2 protein-coding genes (both cut by a window edge) are annotated in these 22,785 nt (G+C 67.8%); both read right to left on the bottom strand.

From position 1 onward, the window contains the following. Nucleotides 1-10,565 carry the 5' portion of an SDR family NAD(P)-dependent oxidoreductase gene (locus O145_RS02130; RefSeq protein ID WP_043559110.1) on the bottom strand. 982 nt of this gene lie to the left of the window's left edge, so 10,565 of the gene's 11,547 nt are visible here — the first part of the coding sequence; the start codon lies at nt 10,563-10,565; its stop codon lies beyond the left edge, outside the window. Further along, nucleotides 10,562-22,785, bottom strand: partial view of an SDR family NAD(P)-dependent oxidoreductase gene (locus O145_RS17880; RefSeq protein WP_043559112.1) — the 3' portion only. 61 nt of this gene lie beyond the right edge of the window; only the last 12,224 of its 12,285 coding nucleotides appear in the window; its start codon lies off the right edge, out of view; the stop codon is at nt 10,562-10,564. The genes O145_RS02130 and O145_RS17880 overlap by 4 nt, the downstream gene beginning before the upstream one ends.

A 22,785-nucleotide genomic window follows, 5' to 3' on the forward strand; every position in this document is an offset into this window, starting at 1 on the left:
ACCAGCGCCGACGAGCAGGCAGTGTCGATCATCTGCGACGGGCCCCTGAGATCAAGGAAGTCCGAGACTCGAGCAGCGGCCATGTTCGGGATCGTGTTGACCACAGCGCGCCGCATCATCGCACTGGACAGCTGCGAGAGCCGACCCTTGAGGTAGTTGCTCTCGCCGCCCCCCAGGTAGACGCCGGTCTTCGAGCCGGCAAACTCCTCGGGCCGGTACCCGGCTTCGTGCAGCAATTCCACCGACAGCTCCAGCACGAGCCGGTGGTGGGGATCCATGACCATGGCGTCCTCCTCACCGATTCCGAACCAGTCCGGGTCGAAGGCGAAGATGTCATCGTCCAGGAAGCCACCGTGCTTGGAGTACGTGCGACCCGCCGCGGACCGGTCGGCGCTGTAGAGCTGGTTCACGTCGAAACGATCTCGGGGCATCTGGCGCACCAGACAGTCCCCCGACTGCAAGTGACGCCAGTGCTCCTCGACCGTCCGGGATCCCGGCAGTCGCGCGGCCATGCCGATGACTGCTACCCGATCAACGTCGCGGGGAACCTCCGGGGTCTGCGCGACGTCCCTCCCCGGGTCCACCGACGGCCGTGGGGCTGCCGAGGGTCGATCGGGCACCACAGGGCGACCAGCTCCCCGGTCCTCCAGGTGGCGGGCCATCATGGCCAGAGTCGTGAGCTGTGAGAACTCGCCCGGGTCGACCGTGGTCGAGAAGGCCTCCTCCACACGGTTCATCAGCGTCATCAGCCCGATGGAATCGAGGCCGTAGTCGTGGATGTCCTCGGTCGGATCGATCTCGCTGGGCGGGTACTTGAGGATGTCCGCGCAGATGTCGACCAACCGGGCCTCCACGTCGCGATGGGAGGGCGCCGCCGCGTCGTCCGTCTCGACCGCGCGGCCAGACAGGCCCATGACTTCGGTGACGCGCTCGCGATGACCATTCAGGACGCCCACCCAGGGTCGTCCAGCGGCGAGAAGCGGTCCGAAGAGGCGCTGTCCGACCTCGGTGGCCATCGGGACCGTTCCGACCGTGCGCTCGAGTCGTGCGACGGCCTCGTCGTCCAGACCCATGCCCCCGTCCGACCACAAGGGCCAGCCGATCGACAGGCTCCTCCCAGACCGTTGCCCGGACGCGCGCAGCCACTCCCGATCGGACATGTAGGCGTCCATGAAGCGGTTCGCATACGCGTACTCGCACTGGCCGGGGTTGCCGACCGCCCCTGCCAGCGACGAGAAGCAACCGAACCAGTCCAGGTCCATGTCGGCGGTCTCCTCGTCCAGGACCACCGTGCCGGTGACCTTCGGGGCACACACCTCGTCCCATGCTCCGGAGTCCTTGATGGCGAGCAAGCCATCACGAAGCACGCCCGCCGCATGGAGGATCCCCCTCAGTGGTGGACGCTCGGAGCCTCGAAGCGTCTGAACGAGCTCGCGAACCGATGCTCGATCGGAGACGTCGAGCGCTCGGTACTCTGCCGCGCACCCCAGCGAGTCCAACCAGGCGGCGGCCTGCGGGTCCAATGCTCTGCGACCGGTGAGCACGACGCGTCCCGCCCCCCGCGCGGCCAAGAACTCCGCGAACCGACGGCCCAGGACGCCCAGGCCGCCGGTGATCAGGTAGGAGGCGTCGTGGCGCGCGCGAAAATCGGTGGACTCGTCCAGGATGAACCCGGCCCAGCCCAGCACCTCGCGATCCGACTGCTGAAGCCGGACCTCGGCATCGTCGCCCCCACCCCGGATCTCGTTCAGGAGCGCGTCCGGGGCCACACCGTCGCCGACCTGGACCGCCGAGGCTCGCAGCCGCGGTTGCTCCGCGCGCACGGTGCGAGCCATGGCCGCCAGGGCCCGGACGTCGGCGGATGCACCGTCGTGCACCATGACGAGGCGTTGGATCCGCCTGTCCGCAACGGCGTCCCTCAGCGCGTGATAGGCGCCGGTGGCATCCACGTTCTGGTACGCAACACCAGATTCGAGAACGAGCCGTTCGAGAGGCGGCGACGCGTCCACCAGGAGGGTGCGCGTCTCGGATGGACCCACCTGGGCCACACCGGACGCCGGCTTCTTCCGCCAGTCAGGCCCGAACACGACGTGACCGACATCCCCCTGCGACACTGAGTTCCCGGGCGCGTGGTCTGGCACCACCGGCGCGGCAATCGCAAACTGGCGGAGCGTGAGGCCATCGATCCGCACGACGGGATTCCCGCCGTCATCGGTGACGACGATGTCGACCTTGCGCACCCGCGCGTCCGGGCAGCGCACGACCTGCACCCAGCCGCTGCCGGGAAGTTTCCCGCTCCACGTGAGTCGAGACAGGGCGAAGGGCACCCAGACGCCCCCGACATCGTCCGAGTCCGACAGGCCCAACACGGTCTGGAAGGCCGCATCGATGATGCTTGGGTCGAGGGTGTCGTTGCCCGTCCCGCCACTAGAGGGAATCTCCCACCTTGAGAGTGCCATCTGGCTGCCACAGTGGATCTCGCGCAGACCCCGGAAGGTGGGGCCGTAGTGCAGACCGGCGTCGTCCAAGGAGCGGTAGCAGTCCCCAGCCGGGAGGGTCCGATGCATCCTGCGCAGGAGGGCATCCGGATCGACGCGTTCGCCCATGTCTTCCGGCTGACGGGACACGTGGACCCGCCCCCGGCAGTACTCGGTGGCTTGATCGGCGCCATGCCCCGTGACCGCGAAACGGATTGCATTGTCCGATGCCGTCAGGGACAGGTCAACGCTGGTCGTCCGATCGGTGGCCTGGATGGGGCGTGCCCACAGGACGTCGGAGATGGCGCGCACGGGCTCCCCCGACGCCAACGTCCCACCCGCCCGCGCCATCTCCAGCACCGCCGCACCGGGCAGCGTCGGGTCCCCCACCACCACGTGGTCCGCCAGGTGGGGCTCGTCAGACCTGAGCACGGTGGTGAATCGGGTGTCCGTCAGGGAAGACGTGTTCGTCCCCAGCAGTGGCGCGAGGCGCCGATCTTCGTCAGCATCATGCACGGCGCTCACCGCAGCGTCGCTCTGGTGGACCACTCCGGTCCGGCTTCGAGGGAATCTGCAGTCGACACGTTCGAAGGGGTAGGTCGGAAGCTCGACGGTCCTGGCTCCCTGCCCCAAGGGCACGCGCCTCCAATCGATGGTGGCCCCCATCACCCACAGACGAGCCAGTTCGGCCCAGTCCTCCTGATCGATCGCCAACTCGACGTCCGCCTCATCGGGACGATCGCCGCGCCGCTGCGTTGGGCGAGTCGACCAAGCGTTCTCACGGTTCGCCACGGCGTCAAGTTCGGTCAGCAGCTCGACCAGCGTCGACACCACGAAGCCGATGCGCTCGCCCATCGGCTCCCTGCCCACTCGCAACGTGTGGGCCACGTCGATCAGCCGGAGGTCGCTTCGGTGGCGGCCACCCAGATCTGCCACGTCCACGAGCTCCAACAGGCTCGAGTCAAGCGATACGTCGGGCAGCGAGCCGGAGCGTGGGGCGCCCACGTCCGTGAGCAGGGTCGTGAGTCCGACGATGTCCAACCCTTGCTCACCGAGAGTCGCCTCGGGGTCGATCGCGTCCTCGCTGACGCCGAGCACGCGAGCGGCAGCCGTCACGAGTCGACCGAGCCGGTTGTCGTCCTCCCGGGCCGACAACGTCCCTCGCCTGGCGCGAAGGTGATCGGCCAGGGTGGCACAGTACCGGCTCAGCTGCTCGGGAGTTCGAGCGGACAACACCACAATCTGGGGGCCAGCGGAGTCTCGAGGAGCATCACTGGTGAATTCCTCGACCACCACGTGCACGTTGGTGCCACCGGCCCCGAACGAGCTGATGCCCGCCCGCCGCGGCCCCTCGACGAGTTCGCCCGCGACCATGCTGGTCGGGGCCTGCCACTCAGATGCAGCCGTCTGCAGCTCGATGCGAGTGTCGTCGAAGTCCAGTCGAGGGTTCACCGGCGTGCAGTTGAGCGTCGGCACGAGCGTTTGGTGCCGGAGCTCGAGGATGACCTTGGTCAAGCCAGCGATACCCGCCGCGCCTTCCAGGTGCCCGATGTTCGACTTGACCGAACCCAGGGAGACCGCACCCAGGTTCCCCGCGGGGACACCCACCACGTTCTTCAGCGCGGCCAGCTCGATCGGATCGCCCAAGACGGTTCCGGTGCCGTGGGCTTCGATGCACCCGATGCTGCCGGGGTCCACACCTCCGGTTTCGAGGGCCGCGCGAATGACGTTCGACTGCGCGGCGGGATTGGGAACGGTGTAGCCATTGGTCCGGCCACCATGGTTGGTCGCGGTCCCCTTGATGACGGCGACCACGTTGTCACCATCCTCGAGTGCGTCCGCCAGCGGCTTGAGCAGGACGGCGCCGACTCCCTCGCCGGGGACGAAGCCATCGGCGTCCTGACCGAAGCTCGAACAGCGCCCGGTGGGAGACAGCATCCGCGCCTGGGCCAGCGTGATGTACTTCGCGGGATGCATGTAGAGGTTGACGCCGCCTGCGAGCGCCATCCGGCAGGATCCCTTGCGCAAGGCCTCGCAGGCGAGGTGGACGGCGCTGAGGGACGCGGCGCAGGCGGTGTCAACCGTCATGCTGGGGCCACGGAGGTCCATGATGAAGGACACCCGATTGGCCAGTGACCACGACGCCGACTGCGGGTTGACGCCGCTCTCGGCGGCCCACTGTTCTGGGGCCCACATCTGGTTGGTGTATGTCGTCACTCCGGCAAAGACGCCCACCTCATCACGGGATGTTCTCAGTCGCGATGGCGGGTAGCCGGCCGCCTCGAAGGTGTGCCAGGACGTCTCGAGGAAGAGGCGCTCCTGCGGGTCGAGGGTTTCCGCGTCGCGCGGGGAGATGCCGAAGAACTTCGGGTCGAACCGTTCGACCCCGTCCAGGAAGCCGCCCCACCGCCCGTACGAGCGACCCCCCCTGGCATTCTCGGGATTCTCGTCGAGGAGCGCATGGGCGTCCCACCGATCCAGGGGGACTTCCCGAATTGCGCTCCTTCCCGCCACCAGCAGGTCCCAGAACTCGTCCAGATCGTCCGCCCCCGGATAGCGCCCGTCCATGCCGATGACGGCAATGTCGCCCGACCGAGCCCGGGCAGGATCTGGGAGCAGTGGCCGACCTGCCGGGACCTCTGGCCGAGGGACGTCATCGTCCGCGGACGACGAGGCACCCTTCGTGGCCGGAGTGATGCCCTCTTGTCCTGGAGCCGGTCGCTCCCTGGCCAGCGCACCCAAGGCGTCCCCATGGAACCTGACCAGGTAGTCGACCATCTGCGCCAACGTGGGATGCTCGTAGGCCAAGGTGCTCGGCACCTGCCCCAGAGCCTGCATCAAACCCCTGTTCAGGCCGCGGACGACCATCGAGTCCATGCCCAGTTCGGCCAAGGGTACGCCCGGTGCGATGTTCTCCGGCGCAAGCCGCATTTCCTGGGAGAGGATGGCCCGGAGCAGCCGCTCGGCGGTGTCGCTCGCGCTCTCGGCGGGCCCCACCCCAGCGGCAATTGCTCCCGAGTTCGCAGGCGGATCCGGTCGAGGGTCCGGGGCCGGCGACTCGATCGGGAGAGGCGGCGTGCTGGTGCCCCCGACCCCGACGCTCGGGGTATCCCGTTGCGTCCACGCGCGGTCTGGCGAGTCGAAGAGGTCCACGAGCGTCGCGTACAAGGTGGGTGTTCCGTACGCACACAGGAGCTCGGGTTCGTCGCTGATGAGGGCCCCCGTGAGCGCGCCGAGACCCGCGGTGACCGGCAGCCGCTCGCCGCCTAGGCGCGCCAGATCCTGCATACGAGCGGCGTCGACTCCCATGCCCCCGCCCGCCCACAACGGCCAATGGACGACCCGCACCGTTCGATCGCCCTCGGCGCGTCGTTGCTGGGCGTAGTGGGCGAGGAAGGCGTTCGCATAGGCGTAGTTGCTTTGTCCCGCATTCCCGACGACGCCCACTGAGGACGAGAACAGCAGTAGGAATTCCCTTCCAGCCCCGCGAGTGGCGAGGTCGATGTTGCGGGTGCCTTCCACCTTCGGGCCCAGCACTGCCTCGATGTCCGCCCGATCGAGGTTGCGAACGAATCCATCGCGCAGCGTTCCGGCGCAGTGGATCACCCCGTCGATGCGTCCATGGCGTGCGATGACCTCCTCCATGAGCGCCGTGACGGCGGACGCTTCGCAGACGTCGCAACTCGCATACTCCACCGTTGCGCCCAGCGCACGAATCGAGTCGAGCAGTCCGTCCTCAGGAAGCGACGACCGTGCCATCAGCACCAGATGGGCCTGAGGCGTCTCGGCAACGTGCCGCGCCACATGGGCGCCAAGGCCCCGCCCCCCACCGGTGATGACGTAGACGCCGCCTCGACGGAACGTTGCCGCGTTGAGACCAGAGCCAGAGCTGGCCACGGACGAGTCCTGGACCAAGCACCTCGTCGACCGACGTTGGCCGTCCCGTCGGACCTCGAAGCCATCCCGCTCACCGAACTCCTCCAGCAGATCAGCGATCTGCCAAGCATCCGACACCTCCACGGTCCTCGCGCGGAACTTCGGTTCCTCCTGCGCGAACGACCGCAGGAATGCGGCGATCGCCGCGTTGGCCGGATCGGCGCCCCCGCCGCGACGCGCGTGGGTGCGGACGAAGCGCAACTCGGAGAGATCCCGTCGGCCACTCAAGGAGACGAAGAACGCGGACAGCTGCACGAGCGTGTCCACTGGGTCCGGCTCTTCGGCAGGGTGCGTCCCATCCAGCGCAGACAGGTCGAGCACGTCGATGGTGCCGCTGCTGGGGATCGACTCGGTGCCGTGTGGCCCGTTCCCGGGGATCCGCACCACGGTGCGCCACTGGTCGGCCTCCACCGGCCACTCCTCACCACCGATGACCACGAGGACGTCGCCTTTGACAGCGATGCGGCCGCTGGCGGCCGGCCTCCACACTGGTCGCAGCCACGAGACCGCGGGCTGCTCCTCGCAAGGCGGAACGGCCAAAGGTCCCGGTAGCCAGTGACGCTCAGCGGCGAAGGGATAGGTGGGCAGCGACACTCGCTGGAAGTCGTGGTCGAGCTGCGCATCGGCCCAGTCGACGTCCAGACCGTGCGTCCAGCACGAGGCGAGGTCATCCCACGCGCCGCTGGCCACGAGGTGGTCGACCAGAACCGTGCTTGATCCGCTCGCCGAGAGCCGCTTGGCCAACGAGTCCTCACGTCCCACGGTGCCACGATGGACGCCTGGGACCAGGTCATCGGCCAGGAAGGAGTCCAGGGCAGTCCCCACCTGCTCGAGGTCGGACGCGACGATCGCCAACCGTTCGGGCATCGGCTCGCGCCCCTCCTGCAGCGTGCGGGCGAGGTCGGTGAGCGAGAGCTCGGGGTGGGCCGCGATGTGCTCACGAACGCTTTGCGCGTAGCGGCGGAGCCGATCGGCATCCTTGGCACTGAGCGTCACGACCTCGGCGTGGGACGACGTGCGGGTGGCGACCCGCGTCGGGGGTTCCTCGACGACGATGTGGGCATTGACACCGCCATATCCGAACGAGTTGATGCCGGCCCGCCGGGGGATCCCATCCTCGTGCGAGGGCCAAGGCTGCAGACGCGTCGGGATCGTGAAGGCAGTCGAGTCGAGCCTCAACAGCGGCGACACCGTCTCGAGAGTGGGGTGTGGGGCGATCGTGTCGTCGCGCAGGGAGAGAAGCACCTTGGCCAAGGACGCGATGCCGGCTGCCGTTTCCAGATGACCAACGTTCGCCTTCACCGATCCGATTGCGCAGTGTTTGGAGAAATCGTGGTCGTGCTGTCGGAAGGCATGGTCGAGGCCTTCGATCTCGACAGGATCGCCGAGGCGTGTGCCAGTCCCGTGGCTCTCGATGTAGTCCGCAGTGGTGATCGGAACTCCAGCATCGCGCCAGGCGGCGTCGATCACCTCGGACTGGGACCGCGCGGAGGGCGCCGTCAGCGAGACGCCGCGGCCACCGTGCCCGACCGCGGTGCCCACCACGAGACCGTAGATGTGGTCGTGGTCAGCGCGCGCCTGGGACAGCCGCTTCAGGACGACGGCCCCCACCCCTTCGCCACGGACGTAGCCATCGGCGTGCTCGTCGAACGCCTTGCACAGCCCGTCCGGTGACAACATCCCCGCCTCGGAGAACGCCACGAATCCCGTTGGGGAGCACAAGACGTTGACCCCGCCCGCGATTGCCACATCCGAGTCACGGTTGCGCAGCGCCTGCACCGCCCGGTGGATCGCCACCAGCGAGGCGGAGCAAGCCGTGTCGATCGGCTCGGAGGCCCCACGAAGATCGAACAGATAGGACACCCGGTTCGCGAGGACGGAATGCGCGGAGCCCGTGGCCGCATGGGCCATCATGCCCACCCCGTCCGCCCGAAGGAGCTCGGCGTAGTCCGATCCTCCGACACCCACGAACAGACTGGCATTCGTGCCCGCGAGCTCGCTGATTCGGTGACCGGAATCCTCCACGGCGGACCACACCGCTTCGAGGAACAGCCGCTGCTGGGGATCCATCAGGTCCGCCTCGGCGGGCGATATACCGAAGAACTGGCAGTCGAAGTTCTCGACTCCTTCGATGAAGCCACCGAAGCGGACGTCGGTCCGATGTCCCGAACCCGTTGCGCCGTGCCAAGCACGCCAGTCCCAGCGCCAAGCCGGGACCTCACTGGTCAGGACTCGCCCAGAGCGCAGCGATTCCCAGAACGACTCTATGTCACCGCCCGGGAATCGTCCCGCCAGACCCACCACGGCGATGGGCTCGTCGGCGGTGGCTGCCTCCGGCGCAGATGGGCGGGCCACGTCCAGCGCTGCCGGGGCGGGCTGGGTGAATGTCTCTCCATTCGTGTGGACCAGGTCGTTCGTCTGGACCGTGTGGACAGGTTCGACACCACGCCAGCCTCGGTGGTCGGCGATCTCGTCACCGAAGCATCCACCGACGAAGTCCACGAAGGATCCGACTGTGGCGTGGTCGTAGAACACGGACGGCAACAGCTCCAGCGCCCAGCGTTCGTTCAGCCAGGACGCCAGTTCGGTGAAGGTGATCGAGTCGAAACCGAACTCCACGAACTCGGAAGAACGGTCGATCTGGTCGAGCGGAACACGCATGGTCGTCACAATCGCCCGAGCCACGTCATGCTCCACCGACTCGGCAATGGCGGCTGACCCAGCGCTCCGTACCGCCGTCGGTCGCTCGGGGGCGTTTTCGCCCGGCAGTTCCATGAAACGATCGGAGATCTTGCGACGATCACCCTTGAGAATGGCGATGGTGGGGTTCGGCGCGGCGTCGAGGAGGCTACCGAGGACGGCCAACCCCTCGCCGGTCTCAAGCGACGAGAGCCCACCCGTACGACGCATGTATCGCTCTGCGGCGGGCCCTGGACGCATCCCGCCATCCGCCCACAGCGGCCAAGCGATCGAGAACGAGGCACCAGGATGGTCCGAATGGTCGGCACGCCATTGGATCAGCGCATCCAACACCCGGTTCGCATAGGCGTAGTCGGACTGGCCCAGGTTGCCGCGCAATCCAGCCACCGCCGAGAAGGCGACGAAGAAGTCGAGGGGGTCGTCGGCCGTCGCCTCGTCGAGCCACAGCCCGGCACACGCCTTCGTCGTCACCACCTCGGTGATGTCGGCGGCGGACTTCTCCCAGACCAACGAATCGTGCAGGACGCCCGCCGCGTGGATCACACCACGCACCGGCCCCAGCTCCCGCGCCTTCGCCAAGGCCCGCACGACGCCGTCACGATCACCGAGGTCGGCGACCACCGACGTCACCGCCCCGCCGAATGTGGACAACCAGTCCGTCGGCGCGCCCGACCTGGACACGACGACGGCGAGACCCCCTGCTCGAGTCACCCACTCGGTGACGTGCCGACCGACTCCCCCGGTTCCACCCGTGATGACGTAGACGCCCCCCGGGACGAGGGGCGGAGTGCGCCCGTTCAGGGTCAGGGGGATCTCGGTCAGCCGAGGCGAGCACCGGCCATCACCGCTCCAACGGCTCTCTTCCACACCCAAGGTGTCCTTCACGAGGGCCAGCTCCGTCGCCATCACTTGCTGCGGATCACCACCGCACGTCACACGGGCATGGAATCCCGACCACTCAAGGGCGACGCTCCGCGCCCATGCCCCGATGGCGCAACCCCAGATGCCTTGGACGGTTGACGCCTCTCCCCCGACGAACACCAATCGGAGCTCGTCCATGGCCTCGTGGGCGGCGCCCACCAAGCTGGTGAGGTCGACCACCGTCTGGGGTCCGTGTGTGCCGAGCCAGACCACGGCATCAGGCGTGCGGGACAGCCTCACCAGCTGGGTCAATTCCTCCGCCGCCTTGCTGGCGCTCGTGAGCGTCGCCTCGCCCACTCGGTCCGACAAGAGCGCATCCGACTGTGGCGCATCGTCGTCGCAAACCAGCAGCACGTGCCAGCCGGTCACGTCCGTGCCCGCGACGGGAGCATCGTCGACCCAGTCCTCCACGAGAGCCATAACCTCCCCGTCCGCCCGGAGGGAGCGGATGAGGCTCGCGCCGTCTGCGGGCGACAGCGAGCCGCTCTCGATGCGGGCGAGAATGTCGTCGACTGGCAGCGGGGTCGTCATGCCATTTCCTCCACTCGTTTGCGGGCGTCCGTCACAGTGATCTCTCTCCTAGACAGTTTGGAGAGCAGATCCTCCAATGGATCCGGCTCCTCGTGCTGCCCGTCGAGGCGGTTCGTGGCCGTGGATTGCTGCCTCATGGTCAAGTCGTGGAAGGCGACCCTCGTGGCCCCCTGATCGTCCACGATGCGCACGTCGAACCGGTGCCCGCCCTGGCCTGCAGGGGTCGAGGACGGTCGAACCAGGGCCCAGCCAGTGGCCGGGGTGGCAGACAGCATGTCAATGCGTCCGACATCGAACGGCACGCTGGGACGCGAGCTGTGGGCCAGTTCGCCCTCGTCGAGAACCCCAATGCCGCCCTGTAGCGCCCCGTCCATCACGGCGGGGTTGAGCACGCAGCCGACAAGGGCTTCGTCCGACGGCGCATGGAGCCGGACCAGCACGCCGCCATCCACGTGGTACAGGGTCTTGATCGCTTGCAGCGCGGGACCATAGTGCAACCCGTGCCGGCCAAACGACTCGTAGATGTCTTGGCCGTCGGTGGGCGGACGCGTTGCAGACGACAGCAGCCGTTCCAGATCGACGCGAGCAGGTTCCGATACCACCGCATCGTCCACAAACACGCGTCCCTGGCTGTGAACCACGCGTCCGTCCTGGCTGGCGAGTGTGAAGTCGAGGGATCCCCCACGGCGCATTGAGATCGTGGTCTCGACAGTGATGCCCCCACGGGGGACGACGATGGGTCGCGACCAGACGATCCCCCCAATCACATGAACTGGCGCGCCGGTCGCGATCTCGCTGGCAGCCCGGACCATCTCGATCTGCGCGACGCCCGGAACGGTGGGGTTGCCAGCAACGATGTGGTCACGCACCACGCCCTCCTCGCGCGTCAGATGCGTCATGAAGGCGCAATGATCGAACGTGGACATGTTCACGTGCAGCAGCGGATGAGGACGCTGCGGGCGCCCGGAGGGGCCCTCCGTTCCCACCACGATGGACACGTTCGTGGGGGCCCAGTAGCTGTCCCCCCCAAAGGGATACGTCGGCAATGACAGTCGCTGGGGTGACTCGTCCCGGAACAGGACCTCCCAATCGACCACGCCGCCCGCCAGGAAGTCGCGCATCGCAGCCTCCACGTCCGTCGAGGCCGCCGAGCTGTCCACCTCGCGATGGTCGTCCTCGGCCCGCGCGAGGACCAGGCTCCTCAGCTCCGCGACGCTCGAGACGACCCATCCAGCCCGGTGCGAGAAGTGCGACCGTCCGACCGCCAAGGTGAACGCGAGGTCGCGCAGGTCGGCGTCCGGATTCTGGTCGATCCACTGGGCCAGCTCGACCAACTTGTGCCGGAGATCGCCCTGCGACCGCGCGGAGACGGGAACTGGGTGGGCGGCACGTCGACACTGACGTTGTTCCTGCGTGCCGGGCGCTTCGCGCACCACCAGGTGCGCGTTGGTCCCGGAGAATCCGAAGGAACTGATCGCGGCCATTCGCTGGCGCCCATTCGGCGTCTCCCACGCGTGCAGGCGCTGGTTTACCCTGAAGGGCGAATTCTCGAAGTCGATGAGGCCGTTCTCACGTGTGACATTCACCGTCGGGACCAGCATGCGATGATCCAGACACATCAGTGTCTTGATGAGCGCCGCAACTCCCGCCGCGGCCAGCGTGTGGCCGATGTTCGACTTGATCGAACCGATCTCGCAGTAGCCGTTGGCCTTGGTGTGCACACGGAAGGCATCCGTCAGCGCGTCCACCTCGATCGGGTCGCCCAGACGCGTGCCCGTACCGTGCGCTTCCACGTAGGTGATGTCGGACGCGTCGATCCCATGCCGCTCGTAGACAGAGAGTTCGAGCTGGGTCTGCGAGGGCCCGCTGGGCGCCATGATCCCGTTGGTCTGGCCGTCCTGATTCGTTCCCGACCCCACGATGACCCCGTAGATGTGGTCACCGTCGGCGACGGCATCCTCCAGCCGCCTGAGCACGACCACACCCACGCCCTCGCCGGGGATGAATCCGTCCGCATCATCGGAGAACGTCCGGCACAACCCCGACGGCGAGATCATCCCGGCGCTGCTGGCGAGATGGTGGAAGAACGGCGTCGTCATGATCATGACCCCGCCGGCCAGGGCCGAATCGATGCTGCCGTCCCTGAGAGCCCGGCATGCCGTGTCAACCGCCACCAGGGACGACGAGCAGGCGGTGTTGACGGTGACGCTCGGACCGCGCAGGTCCAAGCAGTACGACAGCCGCGCAGCGAGGATCGCCTCACTGTTCCCGACGAAGGCGTGCGAATCGGGGTGCTCCACGCCATCGTCGACCAGACGGTAGTAGTCACTGCCGTTGAAACCGACGTAGACGCCACACGAACTTCCACGCAACGAGTCCGGCGAGTGTCCCCAGTCCTCGATCGCGCGCCACGACTCCTGGAGGAGCAGCCGATGCTGGGGGTCCATCACCTCGGCTTCACGCGGTGAGATGTTGAAGAACAGCGGGTCGAACCGATCGACCTTGTCCAGGAAGCCGCCCCTCCTGCTGTACGAGATCCCCGGATGGTGACGGTCGTAGGGGTTGTCGGAACCCCAGTGGGCGCTCTCGCCCACGGAGCAACGCCCCGCGCAGAGGTTGGCCCACAACTCGTCCAGGGCGCGCGCACCGGCGAACTGGCCGGACATGCCGACCACCGCGATGTCCAGCGCCTTCGGACCCGCGGGGGGTAGGGGCCCATCGGCCGTGACTTCACGTTGAGCGGGCGCGGCCGTTCCCTCAGACCGCGGAACCCGCGACGCCAGCGCCGCACCGTGTTCTCGGCAGATGTGGGCCACGAGCTTGCGGGGACTTGGGTAGTTGAACAGGTCGGTCGACCTGATTCGGATCTTCATGGTCTCGTTGATGACGTTCGCGATCTCAATCGCCATCACCGAGTCCACCCCCCGATCGGCATGTGGCTCGTCGAGATCGAGGTCGGCCTCGCCCACATGGAGGATGTCGGCAATGATTCCCACGACGGTCTCCGTGACCCATGACGTGAGCGCCTCATCCCCATCGTCCGGCGGGGGCACCGCCGGAGCCAGGGCGGTCGTCTCCGCCCCCTGCCCGGACGACAGCGATTGCGGCTGCGCCGCGACCAGCTCGGGTTCGCCGGACGCGACCGCCACGATGACGCTTTGCTGGTCCGCTAGCGTCTCGGGCGCATCGGGCCCAAGACCGAGGACTTCGCACGAGGCGAAGCCGGAGGACGCGAGCACCTCGAGCCAGCCATTGCGGTCGATCATCGGGGACGCGGGCAATCGGCGGTGCTGATCCCTGCTGCTCCACCAACCGGGCAAGAGGCCAAAGGTTAGCGTCGCGTAGTCGTGGACGCGCGTTCCCTCGTTGAGGACGAGCCACCCCCCGGGGCGGAGGAATTCCCGCACCCGGCCAACCGATACGGCAACGTCGGATGTCGCATGGAGCACGTTCGTCGCAACCACGAGGTCGAAGTCGCTCCTGTCCCGGCCCTGCTCAGCGAGGTCGCGTTCGATGTCGAGGACGCCGAACTGCATTCGCGGGTACCTGGCGCCCAGCCGCGCCTTGGCCTGGGCCACCAGCTGGGCAGAGATGTCGGTGAACTCGTAGGAGACGTGCGCGAGGTCCTCCCCCAGTCCTCCCAGGATGACCTCGGTGGTCGCACCCGTGCCCGCCCCGACCTCGAGGATCCGGATCGAGCCCCAACCGCGGGCCAATCGGTCGCGTACCGCGGCCCTGATGGTGTGGGACACCAGGCGGTTGAAGTGATGAGTGATCGCGTCTCCGCGATAGATCTCCTCGAGCAGATCCCCTCGCCCGCCTGGGAACATGACCTCCGTGGGGGTGACCTCGTCCTTGAGGAGTTCCGGGTAGCGGTCCATACACGCCTCCAGAAGGCGGACGTGCGCCCGAACCCCCGGATACTCGTCCGCGAGGCGGCGCCCGTCCTCTCGAAGCGTCGTCAGGTGAAGGTCCTCGTCAGGTCTCGGATCCTGGGCGTCCCGGTCCAAGATGGCGGCCATCGCCGCAACCAGCCGATCATGCTCGACTGCCCTGTCTGGCCATTCGCGCAGGCGCGCAGACAACGACCCACCGACATCTCCCGCTGGGGCGCACAAGGACGTGGCCACAACGCGCAGCCAACGGCGCGTAAGGTCCGCCAGGCCCGTCCACGCCGCCTCGGCGTCGCGAAGGGTCTCCCCGTCGAGCCTGGGTGCATCTGCCAGGGCCGCGCGAAGATCGGAGCCGGAGTCGTCGGCTGGCCCTTCCGACTTGCCGTCGGTCAAGCGCACATACTGGCCCAGCTTCTCCGTGTCGACCTGAGCCGCCATGACCTGGTCGACACTGTCGCTGGCCAACAGTCGAGTTACGACCTCCAGCCCAGAACTCGGCTCGATCGGCTGTGCCCCCTGTTCGCCCAGCCGCCGCGCATAGGACGGCGCGGACACTGCGCCCACCGCACCCCAGTACCCCCAGTTCACGACCTTGACCGGCCACGGCGCGCCGACGCGCAGCCACTGAGCGTACCTGTCCTCGAACTGCGATGCGGCAGCATAGTTGCCCTGCCCCGCGGCGCCGATGAAGGTCTGGGCCGAGGACATCAAGAGCAGGAAGTCCAACGACTCCCCCCGAAGGGCGTCGGCCAGCGCCACCAGTCCGGCGACCTTTGGAGCAAAGACGTCACGGAGATCGCCGTCGGTCATCGACCTCAGCGTCCGGTCGCGCAGGACCATGGCCGAGTGGATCACGCCGTCCAGACGGCCGAACTCGTTCTTGGTGGTCTCGATCGCCCGACGCACCTGCTCGCGGTCGGTGACATCGCAACGGATGTAGAGCCCTTCGCCGCCCTCCGCCCGGATGGTGTCCAGCAGCTCACGATGGCTTGCCCCCACGGCGGCGCGGCCGAGCAGCGCGACCTTGGCGCCACAGGCCTTCGCCAGATGGCGCGCCAGAAGCGAGCCGACGCCCCCGGCTCCCCCCACGATGAGGTAGACGCCCTGCGGGCGGAACGGACTGCGGTGAGCGTCCTCGACAGTGACGGGGCGCAAAGCCCTGACGAGCAGCCTGGTCCCTTCGATGCGGACCTCCTCGCCGAACGGAATGGGTTCTCGCAGCAGAAGGTCGACGTTGCGCGGCGAAGGCTGTGCGCCGTCGATGTCGGCGATCACCACTTCCCATGCAGGGTGTTCACGCGCAGCCGATCGGGCGAGTCCCACACAGGTGGCCGCGTAGGGAGCGGCAGGTCCGCCGATGGAGCGGTGGACATCACGGGTGACCACCCAGAGGCGGACGGGCGTCTCGGACAAGCCCGCCGCGTCCATGCCCCTGATCAGCCTGAGCAAGCCCAAAGCCGAATCCAATTCCTCACTGCCGGGGAGTACCTCGTCCGCCTCGTGGACGCCTAGGAACCAGACGTCCTCGGAGGGGCCGGGAGTGTCCTCCGTCAGGTAGTCGCAGAAGGTCGCGGACACATACCGGACGGCGATCTCTTGGGCCAGCGCGGCTCCCTGACCGCTGCTCACAATCCAGGCTCTGTCGGAACGTCGTCGCCCACCTTGCGAGGAACGCGCCGCTTCAACCCAGCACGGCTCGCGCAGGATCGACAACAGCGGGTCAGCAGATACTGGCAACGCCGAGCTGGGAGCGGAAGGGGTGCTCTCGAACCAGTACCGGGTGCGCGCGAACGGATAGCTGGGCAGCGGCACGCGGCGAGGCTCACGCGTGCGATCCAACGAGCCCCAGTCGATGCCAAGGCCCCGCACCCACAGGTCGGCCAGCTCCTCCACGCGCTGCGTCCGCCACAGCGACGCGACCTGCCCACGGCTGACGTCGATTTTGGCAGAGTCCAGTTCCCCGGACGCCGACGAGTTCGTGACGGCCATCGCCGGCATGGTGCCTGCGGCAAACGTTGACAGCTTCTCCGCCGCCTCCCCGAGGGTGGACGCCACGAAGGCCAGCCGCTCGCCCATCTGGTGCCGCCCCACTTGCAGGGTGAAGGCCACGTCCTCGAGGGTGACCCCGGCCGGCCCCCCTCCGTACCTCGCGCTCCTAAGAGCTTCGGACATGCGCGCCGCATAGTCCCGCAGACGATCCGCGGTCCGCGCCGACAACACCACGAGCTGGCGAGAACCGCCTCCGATCGGAACCTCCTGCGGGGGCGCCTCCTCGACGATGACGTGCGCATTGGCACCTCCGAAACCGAACGATGACACACCCGCTCGGAGGGGCAACGCGACGCCGCCGTGGTCGACCGCCGCCCGCCACGGGCCGGTCTCGATCCCCAGACGGAACCGGGACCCGTCCAAGGGCAGGTACGGGTTCTGCACGGTGAAGTGGAGTAGCCCCGGAAGGGTGCGATGCTTCATGGCCAGCACGACCTTGATCAAGCTGGCGACGCCAGCCGCGGGCTCGAGGTGGCCGATCTGATTCTTGACCGAACCCAAGGTGCAACCCGGATCCGCGACGTGGTCGTCCCCATAGCTCTCAAGAGCGGCAGTGAAACCGCGCACCAGCCCCTCCACCTCGATGGGGTCGCCCAGCTCGGTCCCTGTCCCGTGCGCCTCGACGTAGGTGACGCTCGCCGGGTCAACACGGGCGTCCGCCAAGGCACGCTGGACCACCTCGCCCTGCGCGATGGCGTTCGGCGCCGTGGGCGAACTGGCCCTGCCCCCGTGGTTGACGGCGCTGCCGCGCAACACCGCGTACACGTGATCACGGTCCCGGAGCGCGGATTGCAGGGGCTTCAGCAGCAGGACTCCGACCCCCTCGCCCCTGACATAGCCGTCGGCGCTCGAGTCGAAGGTCCTGCAGCGTCCTGTTGGCGACAACACCCCCGCCTGGTTCGACAGCACGTGGTAGTACGGACTCAACACCAAGCTGACGCCACCGGCCAGAGCCGCCTCGCAGTCCCCCGTCCGCAGCGCCCTGATGGCCCGATGGATTGCGACCAAGGAGGACGAGCACCCGGTGTCGACGCTTTCGCTCGGGCCCCTGAGATCGAGGAAGTAGGACACCCGGTTGGGGATCATCGTGTGCGCATTGCCCGTGCCGACCTGGACTCGTTGGATCCCCGCCTTGTCCACGAGGGACTGGTATTCTGAGAATTGGACGCCCGCGAAAACGCCGATCGGGCGTCCTCGCACCGCGTCGGGCAGCCACCCCGCGTCCTCCAGGGCCGCCCACGACGTTTCAAGGAAGAGACGCTGCTGCGGGTCCATCAACTCGGCCTCGCGGGGCGAGATGCCGAAGAAGTCTGCGTCGAACATGTCGTGTCCCTCAAGGAAGGCGCCCCACTTCGACTGCGTCCTGCCCGGCGTCATCCTCTCGGGGCTGTAGATGTCCTCCCAACACCATCGGTTGGTTGGCACCTCCGTCACCAGGTCGTCGCCAGCAACCAGCCGCTGCCAGAACGAGTGCGGATCGTCTGCTCCCGGGAATCGGCCTGCCATGCCGATCACCGCCACGGGGTAGTTCGCTTCCCCACCCAGGTCGACGGCGGCCGACGCGGGCGGGGACGACGGTTCACCGACGGTCTCGAGGACGCGCTCGGCCGCGGGCGGATGGGGGGAGGTTTCCCGTCCCTGACGAGCGACGCCGATGCCATCGGGGTCATCGCGAACGATGAATTCCGCCACCGAGTCCAGCGTCGGGTAGGTGTAGAAGACCGTGGGCGTCACCACCACGCCGAGCTGCTCCTGGACGGCTCGGGTCAGCTCCTTGAGAGTGATGGAATCGAAGCCATATGACCCAAGGTTCTCGTGGGGATCGATGTCTGCCGGCTGGACAGTCAACACCTCGGCGGCCATGGCCGCCAGCCTCTCGCTCACCCACGGGACGAGGACGTCGGCGTCGTTGACGATTTCGGTGTTTTCGGCGTGGTCCGTCACCGGCTCGCCAGCATCCTGCGCTGCCTCGGACATCTCGGCGTTTCCCTCCTGCGGCGTCGTGATACGGACGAGGGCCTCGTGGGTTCCCGACAGGACCACGACGTGGGACAGGTCGGACGCCATGACGGCGTCGAAGGCGGCGAGCGCATCGTCGGTTTCCAGGTAGTCGAGCCCCGAGGCGCCCAAGTAGAGCGACTCGTTCGTCACGTGCATGCCCCCGTCGCGCCACAGTGGCCACGCGATGCTGACGCTGCGGCCTCGCCGCTGTCCAGCAGAACGGCGCAACTCGCGCTCGGTCACGTAGGCGTCCAGGTATCGATTTGCGGCGGCGTAGTCGTCCAGGCCCATTCCGCCCAGCGCCGATGACGCCGATGAGAAGACCACGAACGCGGCGAGGTCGTCGGTGCTCGTCGCCTCGTCGAGAGCGCGGACCCCGAGCACCTTGGGCGCCAGGACGGAGTCGATGTCCGCGTCGGCCTTGTCGAACCATGGCCGACCGTCGGCGACGCCAGCGGCATGGATGACGCCACCGATCCGTCCCAGCCGCGCACGGACGTCGCCCATCAGGGACGCGACTGCCTGGGCGTCGGTGACGTCGAGCTGGCGATACTCGCAGTGTGCGGCCCCGACCGATCGGAACTCGGCCACGACCCGCTCGGATTCCTGCGATGGGGCAGAACGCCCAGTCAGGACAAGCCCTGCGTGGAACCTCTCGGCAAGGTGGCGTGCCAGTAGCCGCCCCAGCGCACCCAGCCCACCGGTCACGATCCACGGACCGTCGACGTCGAACGGCGGACGGTCTGGGCCGACGCCGCCGATCCTGGCCAGCGCGAGCGTCAGTTGTCTCTTCCAACGGTTGCCGGACTCGAGTCGTACCTCGCCTCCCTCACCACTCAGCTCGGTTAAGGCCACCTCCACGAGGGACGCTGGATCGCGGCCGTCGGACACCTCGGCCACGGTGAATGGGCACCGAATTGCTGCTGGAGTCAGCGTCACCGCACCCAAGGCCACCGCTGCGGGCTGGGGCGGCTGAGCAGCCTCGTGCCCGTGGACGATGACGACGCGGCGAGGAGCCCGCCGTCTGAGTTCGGCAAGCAGTCGGAAACCGAAGCGCAGCGACCATGCGGGCCCCCATAGGATGATGACGTCCGCACCATCGACGAGGGAGGGCTCCAAGGTGACGTCCGACCCGGCCAGAGCGATCTCCGCGACGCGAACGTCCTGGCCACGGCGCAGACCTGTCCGGGCTTGCGCCAACGCCTCCTGGTCTCCGAGCAGGACGACGGCGCCTCCCGCCGCACGTTGCGCAGGGCCGACTGCGCGCCATCCGGGCACATACAACTCCGACGTGCGGCGGTCCTTCGTTGACTCCTCGCGGTCTGCGGTGGCGTCGGCCGCGTCGGGTCCGGTCGGAGAGATGGGAAACCAGTGCCGATCCGGACGGAAGGGGCGGGGCGGCAGCAAGATCATCCGCCCGGGGGCACTTCCCGGCATGGGCGCTCCCTCGAGCCAGGCGCGAGCAGCCCGCACGTCCGCGGTCTCGTCGTCGGTTTCCCAGCCGACGGTGCCGGGCGCGGTCTCTCGCAACAAGCCGATGGCGACGTCAAGGCGATCCGCCACGACGGCCATCCGGACTGGGTGGGTCTCCCGTCCGTGCCGCAGGGTGTGGGCCACGTCGCTCAGCGCCGGGCGCTCGAGTTCGATGTGGTGCGCGACCGAGTCGGCCCAGCGGCGCAGTTGATCCTCGCTGGGAGCGCTCAAGAGCAGGACGGAGGCCCCTTCCTGCTCGGGGGCAGGATCGGGACGCATCGGCGCCTCCTCGACAACCACGTGCGTGTTCGTGCCCGAGAGACCGAACGAGCTGATCCCCGCGCGCCGGGGACCACCGTGAGGCGTCGTCCAGGGCTGCGGGTCCACATCGAGTTCGAACGGCGCGTCGTCGAGCGCCAAGTAGGGATTCGGTGCTTCGAATCCGGACATGCCGACGTACGTTCCGTGGTGCATGCACAGCACCACCTTGATGAGGCTGGCCAGCCCCGCCGCCCCTTCCAGGTGGCCGATGGCGGGCTTCACGGAGCCGACCCGGCAGACGGACGACGTGACCTCGGCGCGCGAGAAGGCCTGCTTGATGGCCGAGAGCTCCACGGGATCACCCAGGAGGGTGCCCGTACCGTGCGCCTCCAGGTAGGTGATGGCGTCCGCGTCCGCCCCCGCATCCTTCCACGCCGCCTCCAGCACGGCCACCTGCGCGTCGCCGCTCGGGGCGGTGGGATTGTTCGATCGCCCGTTGTGGTTGGTGGCGCTGCCCTTCAGCACGCCTTGGATGGGGTCGTGGTCGCGGATCGCTGCGTCGAGAGGCTTGAGGAGGACCGCCGCAACGCCCTCACCTGGCACGTATCCGTCCGCGCGGGCGTCGAACGTGTGGCACTGCCCACTCGAAGACAACGCCATGGCCTTGGCAGCCGCGACGTGGTGCAGTGGACTGAGAACCAAGTTGACTCCGGCGACAAGCGCCGTCTCGCTCTCTCCCGACCGCAGCGACGCCATGGCGAGGTGCAGGGCCGTCAGGGAGGAGGCACAAGCAGCGTCAACCGTGACGCTCGGACCATGGAGGTCAAAGGTGTAGGACAAACGACCAGCCAGGGCGGAGAACAGCCCCGAAGCGGCCTGGTAGTCCTGGATGGGAACGCGAGCGCGGACGACCTCGTCCCAGTAGTCCGTGAAACAGCTCCCGACGAAGGTCCCAGTCGTCGTGCCCTTGAGACGTCCCCCCATGCCAGCCGCCTCGGCCGCCTGGTGACAGACCTCGAGCAACAGACGCAGCTGCGGATCCATCCATCGTGCCTCACGGGGCGACACACCGAAATGTTGAGCGTCGAACTGCGCAACGTCGATGAAACTGCCCCAGCGAGAATAGGTGCGGCCTGCCGAGGTTGGGTCCTCGTCGAACCACTCCCGCCAGTCCCACCTGTCGGAGGGAACCTCGCTGATGAGGTTCCTGTTCGCCGACAGGTTCTCCCAGAACGAGTCGAGATCCGGCGATCCGGCGAATCTGCCAGCCATCCCGATGATCGCGATGTCCGCGCTGTGCGCTGCCGGTTCGGGCGCGGGGCGCGGCCCTGCCTCGGCCGGGCGTGAAGTGGCCTGGGGCGCGGGCGCGTCCGAGTCTGCAAGTTGTTCGAACGCGCTCGCATGGTTCTCCGCGAACCATTCGACGAGTTCGGTCAAGGTCTGGTGCTCGAAGAAGAGGGTCGGGTACAGCGCCACACCCAGGTCGTCCTCGATGCTGCGCGCCAGCTCGATCAACCCCATGGACTCCATGCCATTGGACATGAACGTCTCGTCATCCAGGACGTCGACGTGGCCGTTGCGCTGCCACAGCTTGTCGGCCAAGAAGTCGCGGACGCGGTTCCGCAGCGGCATGGTGGCGGCGTCTCGAACGCCGGGCGACGGCGTGTCGACGCTGGGGGCGTCCGCCCCATAGCGCACAAAGCGGTAGGTGAAGCCGACGATCGACAGCAGCACCCGGCCCTCGTCGTCACACAGGGCGATGTCACACGTGTGGACGTCGCCGCGTGAGCGTGCGTTGCGAACCACGCACGTGGAACTGCGACCCACCAAGGCATGCGCCTCAACCCGATCGATCGAGAACGGGATCCAGACCCCCGTGGCCCCGTCGAGGTCGCCACGCTCCCCATCACCATCGACCAGCTCCAGACTGGCCACGTAGCCAGCATCGAGCAGCGAGGGGTCAACGGCGAGGCAGCTGGCGTCCAGTTCGAGCTCGTCGCTCATCTCCAGCTCGGCAACCACCCGTCCCTGTCCGCTCCAGAGCCGACGGATGCACTGGAGGGAAGGGCCTCGCTGACCCTCCACCCGCGTGGCAAGGCGGTGTGCGTCCACCTCCTGGAGGCCGTCGCGGGCCGCCTCAAGGTCCACCGACTCCGCCGCACCGGCGTCGCACTGCCGGGCTGACGCGACGGTCGTCCCCACCGGATCGTTCGGGCCGACGGTTTCGACCGTCACGACGCCAGTGGCGGGTTGCGTTTCGACATGGGCGATGACCTCGGCGTCTTCGCCGTCCAGCAGGACTGGACGATCGAAGCTGACCGAACGCAGCCCCACGGCACCGCCTTGAGCTCGCATGAGCGTCGTGATCGCCATGGCGCACCACGTCAGGCCGAGGACCACCCGGGTGCCGGGCCTGGAGTCGAAGGGATTGAGGCCCCTGTGGTCCCTCACCCGGGGCGCCGCATAACCGATGGTCGCGCTCGGTGAATCGGATCCGAGCTCCAGGATCCGCTTGGCCTCGCGATTCGACATGCGCCCGTCGC

The sequence above is a fragment of the Actinomyces israelii DSM 43320 genome (assembly GCF_000711965.1).
GTDB lineage: Bacteria > Actinomycetota > Actinomycetes > Actinomycetales > Actinomycetaceae > Actinomyces > Actinomyces israelii.